The sequence below is a fragment of the Sphaerisporangium aureirubrum genome, assembly GCF_042658925.1.
GTDB lineage: Bacteria > Actinomycetota > Actinomycetes > Streptosporangiales > Streptosporangiaceae > Sphaerisporangium > Sphaerisporangium aureirubrum.
In genome coordinates this window covers 1-9,092 of sequence record NZ_JBHSRF010000147.1, presented here as the reverse complement: position 1 = coordinate 9,092, position 9,092 = coordinate 1, and the positions used below count along the sequence as shown (strand labels likewise).

The following is a 9,092-nucleotide window of genomic DNA, read 5'->3' as shown; positions in this document are numbered from 1 at the left end:
AACGCCGGCGGATAGCCCCGTCGTCCCATGCCACTCTCCTTTCAACGAGTGGCACAAGAATCCAGTAATCCACCTCCACTTAACTCGGGACACACCAGAGTCTCCACGAAACCCGGCGCGGTTCAGTTCATCCTCGTTCCAGTCGAGTTGAACTTGTGATTACGTTACGGCCACAGTAGCGTCGTTCTGCTTGCTCCTCAGGACTGGGCATAGACATAGTTCGCTATGCCTTCGCCTGGCGTCTTCTGGCTTCAAAGAATCATTTGGATCTTCGACCAACGTAGGTCTGTAACTGCAGCGGGTGCGGTGGTAATGACCGGATCGCTAGTCGGATTGGTGTGGACTGTTGCTGAGGCCGCGGGGGCCAAGGGTTCTGTGCCCCTTGCCGTTCTCCTTATCTTGTTTTCCGGGTTAGGAGTGGTACTGGTTTCCGTTGTGGCGGGCCCTCTTAGGTGGTTTATTCTGTTCAGGGCCGTACGGGACTACGTTCATACCCACCTCATTCGTGAGCTGACTGCGGAGAAAATCCTAGTCGGAATTGGCCCCGGAGGGGCGATCGCGGTTGGGATGGTGGCGAAGGTGATTCGAGATCTGGGATATGAGCCACCATCCGTCCTTGTCTTTGACATGCGGTACGAGACTCGTGGCAAAAATCCCCGGATCGGCGCTCTTTGGCCGGAAAGCTTCCAACTAGACGGCAACCGCTGCTGGATCATTCAAGGGAATGTCAGCAGTGGACGCTCGCTTCAGGAATTGCGGGAAAGGTTCTCGCTTGCCGACTGCCCTGTCTTCGCATTCGTCGTCTCGGAACATGTGGCGGTTCGAGAGAATATTGCCGCTTACATGGTAATCGGTAGCCGTAACGTCCTACCATGGACCACTGAGCAACCCACTTCATGAAATCCGCCAAAGCTGCTCCAACAAGTCGGGAACCATTGCACCTCACATATAACGCGCACTAATCTGCCACGAGTCGCGCCTCTCTCATCACGGCGTTAGCGTGGGCGTGATCAGAGACTTTCGGTCAGGACATATCGCAGCGTGCATTTCATTAGTAGCGGCGTTCCATGGTCACGACCCAGGCACGCAACGGGCCGCAACGGTTCGGTCCGTTCCCGCAGGCGTGTGGGGTCCTTGACCGGCCTGCCTCTGCCAGGGCGGAAATTGGGGTGTCCGCGGGGATGTGGTCAACCGTAAGAAACGGCGATCTTCCATGTCGTTCGCCGTACCGAGTAACAGCGTTGTAGCCATATCGCTACCAGCGCTGTATCAACTAATCGCCTACGCTGTAGATAACTACATCGCATGTGTTGAATGGGAGCCGTAATGCCGCAGCACAAGCTCCGGCCCGTCGCCAACGGGCGGAGAACCGACCACCCCATCCCAGACATGCCCTTCGTAGACGACGCCCATATCCCCATCGACGACCCCCGCGCCGTCGAGGCGATCGGTCGCCGCCACGGCACCGGCACCTGGGGACGCCACGACAGAACCCGCGATGGCGGCTGGGTCACCTTCACCACCGACCCTGTCCGCAAAGATCTCGCTTGGCTGATCCGCTGGCACCCCGAGCACGGCCGGTCCGTCATCCTCTACCGCAACGCCGACGTCGCCAGCGCCCACTCTTACTACCTGGGCACCGCTCTACTGTTCCGCTCCGGTGGCTACTGGTGGGACGGCACCACCTGGTATCGCCCATCCCAGATCTTTGACTGGGCCAGAGAGGAGTACGTGCGCCGTCGCGTCCCTGCCGCGACGAATGTGACCGTGGCAGACCTCCTCGGTGGCGACGCCGATTCCGGCACCGGCCACGTTCTCGACATTGATCAAGTCGACGTCGACACTCCCTACGAGGGTCGTTGGCTTGACGATCTCGCCGCCTGGGCTGCTCACCGCCAGACAGCCGCAGCCTCGCTCAGCCTGGTGAAGCTTTCCGCACCCGAACTCACCGCCGACCAGCTCCTCAGCCTCACCCAGATGGCCCAGATGGCCGGCGTCGCCCCTTCCACACTGCGGGCTTACGTCTCCCGCGGTGAAGGAGACGTGCCCCTACCGCAGGCCACCGTCAGTGGCCGCAACGTCTGGGCCCGCCCGGTGGCCGAGGAATGGGTCGAACGCCGTCATCGCTCCTCCGACAGCCTCGACCAGGCCGTCTCGGCCAAGGTCGGCGCGACCACCCTGCCCATCGGCGTGGCCGAACTGTGGACAAGGTTCACCCGTGTCTTCACCTCAACGATGTGGGAGAACCCCGACCGCCGCAAACGCTGGGCGCTGCGCTGGCGCACCCAGCACGCAGTCGAACAGATCGCCGAGGAACTCGGCTGGAACGTCGCCATCAGCCTCGACGCGATCATCCCCAGTGAGGACCTGGCCAACACCATCGGCCACGCCGTCCTGGACGAGTTCGTCACCGGACAGAAGCTTCATCGCGACATACATGAAAGTGACCGCAAGCGTGCAGCCGCCGCCGGAAACCCAGAGCCCATGTACCAAGACCCGAACTTCTACGGCATCGTGCCTCATGTAACCCGCATGATCGACTGGCTGATCCGTCACCACCCCTCCACCGCTGCCCACACCATCAGCGAGATCATCGGCGAAGCGGAACGCCGGCTCGAAATCTCCCGTGAGGTGACCGAGAGCTCCCTGGCCACTGCACTGGCCCTCGACGGAAAGCTCAACGAGGAGACCCGGGAGGACTTCCTGAACCGCGTTTTCACCCCAGCCTCACCGAGCGAGGACTGAGTCGATCCTGACTATCTCTGTGTGGGAGCAAACCGGGAACGGGATGCTTTTCACGGCCGTACTCAGCCGGGCGCCGAAGCGGGCCGCGATCTGTGTCTCGCTCAGTTAAGAAATCCAGCTGCTGGTCGCCTACGGCCGCGATCTGACCGCCCCTCGCCCCTACAACCCTGGCCTACCTGGCCGCAGCCGCCAGCAAGTCGGTATCCGGGGTGCGCACCGCCTATGAGGTCGGCCACATCGCCGCCGCCGAAGCGATCGGCCGGCCCGGCTGCGACTGGCGGCCGGCGACCCGAGCGACCCCCCTACCGGAGCACCGCAGCAGTGACCCGATGCGGCCACGGTGAAAGCGGTGAACGGGTGGCGGATGATCGCCGCACCGGTCACCCTCGCAGTGCGGAAGGTAAAACCGCACGTCCCAGGAACGACGCATATGGCCTGAAGCCGTCCGGGATTGATGGAGGCTCCTGCGGTTGGAAAGGATGGAGCCCATGTCTAATCGATCCTCTTCCTCGCATGCCTCCCAGCGTCGCTATCCGCCGGAGTTGAGGCAGCGGGCCGTGCGGATGGTTCACGAGGCGATCGAGAGGTCCGGGGAGTCGCACGGGGTGATTACCCGGGTGGCTCGTCAGCTCGGGATTGGGTCGGAATCGCTGCGGTCCTGGGTCCGCCAGGCCGAGATCGATGACGGCAAGCGGTCGGGAACGACCAGTGATGAGGCCAGGCGGATCGCCGAGTTGGAACGTGAGGTCCGGGAATTGCGCCGGGCCAACGAGATCCTCAAGACGGCATCCTTAGATTCAGACGATCAACGCAACACTGCTCGTGGATGGGTGGATCGTGGCTCGGATGGGTCGGCCGGGAATGTCGGACGCGGTGAAGGAAGACTTGTGGCGGCGGTGGCGCGCCGGTGATTCCATCAGCGTGATCTCCCGGGCGCTGGGCAAGCCCCCGGGGTCGATTTTCACGGTGCTGAAGCACCATGGCGGCATCGCGCCGGCCGCGCGGGCCCGCCGGGCCGATCGTTTGAGCGCCGCGGACCGGGAATTGATCTCTCGCGGCCTCGAGGCTGGAGCCTCACTGCGTTCGATCGCCGTGTCGATCGGACGCCCGGCATCCACAGTCGGGAGGTCGCCCGCAACGGCGGCCGAGTGAAGTACCGCGCGGTCACCGCCGAGCAACGCGCTCAAGAGCAGGCACGTCGCCCGAAACCGTCCGCTCTGCAGGACAACCCGGTGCTGCGCCAGCTCGTGATCGAACTACTCGACAACGAGTGGTCCCCTGAGCAGATAGTGGGACATCTGCGGCTGATGCACGCCGGCAACCCGCTTATGCGGATCAGCCACGAAAGCATCTACCGCGCGATCTACACGACCCGGTGGAAAGTGATCTCGCGTGAGCTGTGCACCAAGCTGTGCACGCGCCGTCCCATCCGCAAGAACAAGAAGAACACGGTCAAGGGCCAGTGGCGTTCCCAAATCACCGGGGCACGGCCGATCGAGGAACGGCCTGACGCAGCCCACGCCCGAAGCGAGCTCGGCCATCTCGAGGGCGATCTCATCGTCGGAGCCAAGAACAGCCAGGTCGCGACGCTGGTTGACCGCAGGTCCCGCTACCTGACCATGGTCGCACTACCCAGCCGTCACACCACGACGGTCATCCCCGCTCTGCAGCAGGCGTTCTCACTGATGGATGCTCGCCTGCTCAGCACTCTGACCTGGGACCGCGGCATGGAACTCGCCGGCCACCGGCTGCTGACCGAAGCGACCGGCGTCGACGTCTTCTTCGCGGCACCGCGCAGCCCGTGGCAGCGGGGCACGAACGAGAACACGAACAAACTGATCCGGCAGTACTTACCGAAGGGCATCGATCTGAGCCTGTACAGCCAAGCCGACCTCGACGCCCTGGCCGCCCGACTGAACAACCGTCCCCGCAAGTGCCTCGGCTACCGAACCCCGGCCCAATGCGTTGCCTTGACTCTTTGAATCTAAGTCGGCTTTTTTCGCGAGCCAACTCGACCCACGTCCGCCCAGATGAATGCCTTCATCGACGCCCACCGCGACCGGTTCGGCGTGGAGCCCATCTGCCGGGTGCTGGAACATGCGACCTCGACCTACTACGCCGCCAGGTCCCGCCCGCCTTCGGCCCGAGCACTGCACGATGAACGGCTCAAGACCGAGATCATGCGGGTGTTCGAGGACAACTATCGCTGCTACGGCGTCGGCAAGATGTACCACCAGCTGCGCCGCGACGGCCATCAGGTGGCCCGGTGCACGGTGCGCCGGCTGATGCGGGAGCTGGGCATTCGCGGGCTGTCTCGGGGCGCGGCCGCACGCACCACCATCCCTGGCCACGAGGCCGATCGACCCGGAGATCTGGTGGCGCGCGACTTTCGCGCACCGGCGCCCAATCGGTTGTGGGTAGCCGATCTGACCTACATCCGTACCTGGTCGGGATGGGTATACGCGGCGTTCGTGATCGATGTCTACTCCCGCATGGTGGTGGGCTGGCAGACCGCCACGCACCTGCGCACCGACCTGGCCCTGGATGCCCTGGAGATGGCCATCTGGCGCCGCCGGCGTCACCAGCCGTCAGCCGATCTGTCCCAGCTGGTGCATCACTCCGACCGCGGCGTGCAATATCTATCGATTCGCTACACCGAACGCCTGGCCCAGACCGGTGCGGTCAACTCGGTGGGCAGCCGCGGCGACTCCTACGACAACGCCCTGGCCGAGTCGTTCAACGGTCTGTTCAAAGCCGAGCTGATCCGCCGCCACGGCCCCTGGAAGGGCCTGGACGACGTCGAGCTCGCGACCCTGGGATACCTCGACTGGTACAACCACCGTCGGCTCCACACCGCGTGCGATCACCGCCCACCAGCGGAATTCGAAGCGATCTACTACCGTCACAACCACAGCCCACTCACGACAGCAAAAACAAAGTAGGCAGCCCTCCATCAAAGCCGGACGGCTTCACATCAACGCCGGACGCCTGTACCTGGTCCACGAAGGCCGCGCGGCCCGCGTCCCCGGAACCGCCATCGCCGAGTACATCACCTGCCTCAAGAACGAAGCGGGAGTGAGCGCCCGATGATGCTCTCCACCTCCGGTCGCGACCCCTTCGACTGGCTCACCATCTCCGACATCCTCACCGACCTACGGGTACCCCTCTCCGACTGGCAGGAGTGGGAAGCCGCCGGCCACGTACCCGCCGGGGTGATCTGGCCGGACGGCCAAGTCCGCATCAGCGTCCTGAGCTACGCCCGCTGGTTGGAATCGCTGGCCGCCGGTGAGGATGACGCCCCGCCCGACCCCGACCAGATCCGCGACACCATCCGTGACGCCCTAGAACTCGCGGCCGATCGAGGGCTCAGCCATGCCGAACTGTGCGACCTGTTCGCCCACCATGGCATCAACGTGTCCCCGGACACGGTCACGGCCGCTCTCGATGACCTCACCCGCGAAGGCGTATGCCACCCCCACACCATCGACCACGCCGGACGGCCCGTCGTCCGCTATTGCTTCGGACGGCCCCAATGACCAAGCGACGCACCCGGGCCAACGGCGAAGGCTCGATTTTCCCCTACCGCAACAGCTACGCCGCTTACGTCTGGGTCACCACCCCCAGCGGAGAAAGGAAAAGAAATGGGTCTACGGCAAGACTCGGGAAGTGGTTCACGACAAGTACGTCAAGCTGATCAACGAGGCCAAGGACAAGCCAGTGGCTACCGCAATGCCGACCGTGGAAAGGTACATGGCGTACTGGCTGAGTGAAGTAATCGAACCGAATCGGGAACCTCAAACCTATGCCCAGTACGAGACGCTTACTCGTTTATACGTGGTGCCGGAGCTGGGTCGCAAACGGCTGGACCGCCTGACCGTTCGCGACGTTCAGCAATGGGTCAACAAGCTGCCCGCTACGTGCCAGTGTTGCGCACAGGGCAAGGACGCTGCTAGGCCGGAACATCACATCGACCCGCGCAAGCGGCGGCGATGCTGCGCCATCAGGAGGTGTTGCAAGGCGTATCCGAGCAAGAGAACGATTCAGGCGGCGCGCAATACCCTACGGGCGGCCCTCAGTCACGCGCAGACCGAGGAAATCCTGTCCCGCAACGTCGCTAAAATGGTGAAGCTTCCGACAATGCGAAAGCGTCTGCAGGCACGGTCGTCATGGAGCGTGGACGAAGCCCGGCAATTCCTGGAGTCGGCGCGGGAGCACGAGGACCCGCTGTATGCCGCATGGGTGCTGATTCTCGTTCTGGGACTGCGGAAGGGGGAAGTTCTGGGCCTGCGGTGGGAAGATGTGGATTTGGAGTCCGGCGAATTGTCGGTCAGTATGCAGCTTCAACGGGTGCGCGGACAACTCATCCATAAGGAGCGCACCAAGACCGAGGATTCGACCGATGTATTGCCGCTCCCGGCCATCTGTGTCACCGCGCTTCGCATTCGACAGAAGCGCCAGGAAGCCGAGTGCGCAGCTCGCAAGCAGCGGTGGACCGGTAAGGGGCTGGTCTTCACGACCCGACCCGGCCAACCGATCGAGCCGCGCAACCTCAACCGCAGTTTCCTCCACCGGGGCACGCACGCCGGCGTCCGGGCCATCCGCGTACACGACACTCGGCACACCTGCGGATCGTTGCTCGCGGCCCTCGACATCCACCCGCGGACCGCGATGCAGATCCTTCGGCATAGCCAGATCAGCATCACGATGGACATCTACACTCAGGTCCCCGCCGAGGTCACCCGAGAGGCCCTGAAGCGGCTAGGAGACCGGCTCACCGGTGCCGACGATACTCCCCGGAGCACTGCTGTTGTGGCCCCGTAGCTGCATATTACTGCTTCACGAACAATCAGAGGCCTCTTCATGTGATCGGGAGGGGCCTCTGACCCCCGGTCATCCCTACGTGGACGCTGTTAGGGTACCCATCTCACCCAATTTTTGTCTTCTCCGCCCCATCAGCAGTGTCATTAACTTGGTACACACTGTTGGTGACAATGCCCTGTACAAGTGCACTGAGAATCGCGGTCCGCTCGGCTAGGCCAAGGTCGATTGCGCTAGACATCAAACGTTCCGCAGCTAGATATCGGGAGAATTGTAGCGGCTGGTCAAAATACGCACGCAAGTGCAGTGCGGCATTCTCTTGGGAGCGCACAAACGTGCGACCAACGTACCCGGCAAAAGCGGCTGATACGGCGCCGAGCGATCCTATAGTTACAGCACCGGTCACGGTGCTAGCATTTGCTGCCAGTATTGCGATCCAACTATTATGGCAAATCCGGTAACCATGGCAATTTGGGCCGTGATAAAACTCCTGCGTGCTTGTCCGGTTGCTATTTGATGATACAGGTCCAGTCTGGAGTGCGTCACTTCCCACAACGCCTGGAGAGCTAAGCGATCGTCTCTGAGTCGCGCCGACGCTCCAGGTATACCCTCTGGGACTATTTGTGAATCTTGCTTTAATGCATCAGCTAATTGCACCTCGGCGAGTTGTAGGCGCTCTCGCGCCTTCTCCTCATTCGGGGGATTTGTGCCAGCGGTTGCTCTACCAATCGATCGTAGCAGTAGCGGAGCGCCTACACCCAAAGAAAATGGTATAAGCCCTCCGTCTATCTGCCCGATGTACGCAGCGTATCCCGCGACTGTTGCGCCGACGAGTGCAGTTAGGGGGATGCTTATTGCATGTAGGCCAATTAGCTCTCGCCAATGGGCTGAGTTTCTAATTGGCGATATAAATCGACCGACGCGAAGGCAAATCCTCCAGCGAGCCCCCATAATGCTGGAATCCACAAGTGTGACATATTTCCGCGCAATCACGAGTCTTGAGACGAGAATCGGTTAACGCGCCGTGGTGTAATTACGGCAGAGTCAGCTTAGCCCCTCAATAGCGATCATGAGGTCTATTGCACACTTGTGGGCCATTACCCGCAGCCCTCGATGTCCACCCTGCGGACCGCATTGAAGATCCTTCAGTCATAGCCGGATCAGCATCGCGATGGACATCTACAGGTTCCCGCCGAGGTCACCAAAGAGGCTCTAAAGCGGGGCTAGGGGACCAGCTCGCCTGGGCCGACGACACCTCTCCGAGCACTGCCAACACAGCCCCGTAGCTGTACATTGCTGCTGTACGACCAGTCAGGGGCCCCTTCCGGTCTTGCGGAAGGGGCCCCTGACCTTTGGTCGGGACGACAGGATTTGAACCTGCGACCCCTTGACCCCCAGTCAAGTGCGCTACCAAGCTGCGCTACGTCCCGTTGCCCGTGTTCGGTGGGCGAGAACAACCTTAGCGCAGATCTAGAGGGCTTGCGTAACGGGAGTGTTCGACGGGGTGGGGGTGGTGGGGGGAGGATGGG

The 9,092-nt window shown here is 62.3% G+C and carries 6 protein-coding genes, 1 tRNA gene and 1 pseudogene; 7 read left to right on the top strand and 1 reads right to left on the bottom strand.

Features of this window, described 5'->3' with window-relative positions; all coding sequences use genetic code 11:
• The first annotated feature begins 1,389 nt into the window (after window positions 1-1,389).
• The 7 genes and pseudogenes from ACFP1K_RS40435 to ACFP1K_RS40405 all read left to right on the top strand — a co-directional run bounded on the left by ACFP1K_RS40435 (window position 1,390) and on the right by ACFP1K_RS40405 (window position 7,566).
• Window positions 1,390-2,745 (top strand): helix-turn-helix transcriptional regulator, encoded by a 1,356-nt coding sequence (locus tag ACFP1K_RS40435; protein ID WP_380763777.1) that lies wholly within the window; start codon window positions 1,390-1,392, stop codon window positions 2,743-2,745.
• Between the two features lie 479 nt (window positions 2,746-3,224).
• Window positions 3,225-3,536 (top strand): annotated as a pseudogene (locus ACFP1K_RS40430) (transposase); the annotation flags it as partial.
• 70 nt (window positions 3,537-3,606) lie between these two features.
• Window positions 3,607-3,897 carry a helix-turn-helix domain-containing protein gene (locus tag ACFP1K_RS40425; RefSeq protein ID WP_380763775.1) on the top strand — a complete coding sequence of 97 codons (291 nt, stop codon included), beginning with the start codon at window positions 3,607-3,609 and terminating at the stop codon, window positions 3,895-3,897.
• Window positions 3,894-4,727, top strand: coding sequence for an IS30 family transposase (locus tag ACFP1K_RS40420; protein ID WP_380763774.1), 834 nt, complete (start codon window positions 3,894-3,896; stop codon window positions 4,725-4,727). The genes ACFP1K_RS40425 and ACFP1K_RS40420 overlap by 4 nt, the downstream gene beginning before the upstream one ends.
• A 48-nt stretch (window positions 4,728-4,775) precedes the next feature.
• Window positions 4,776-5,687 (top strand): IS3 family transposase, encoded by a 912-nt coding sequence (locus ACFP1K_RS40415; RefSeq protein ID WP_380763772.1) that lies wholly within the window; start codon window positions 4,776-4,778, stop codon window positions 5,685-5,687.
• 144 nt (window positions 5,688-5,831) lie between these two features.
• A complete protein-coding gene (locus ACFP1K_RS40410; RefSeq protein ID WP_380763770.1) occupies window positions 5,832-6,281 on the top strand; it encodes a hypothetical protein in 450 nt (149 codons plus the stop codon).
• Window positions 6,282-6,411: 130 nt separating this feature from the next.
• Window positions 6,412-7,566 carry a site-specific integrase gene (locus ACFP1K_RS40405; RefSeq protein WP_380763768.1) on the top strand — a complete coding sequence of 385 codons (1,155 nt, stop codon included), beginning with the start codon at window positions 6,412-6,414 and terminating at the stop codon, window positions 7,564-7,566.
• A gap of 1,350 nt (window positions 7,567-8,916) precedes the next feature.
• Here ACFP1K_RS40405 and ACFP1K_RS40400 read toward each other — a convergent pair.
• Window positions 8,917-8,993 (bottom strand) — tRNA-Pro (locus ACFP1K_RS40400).
• Between the last annotated feature and the right edge of the window lie 99 nt (window positions 8,994-9,092).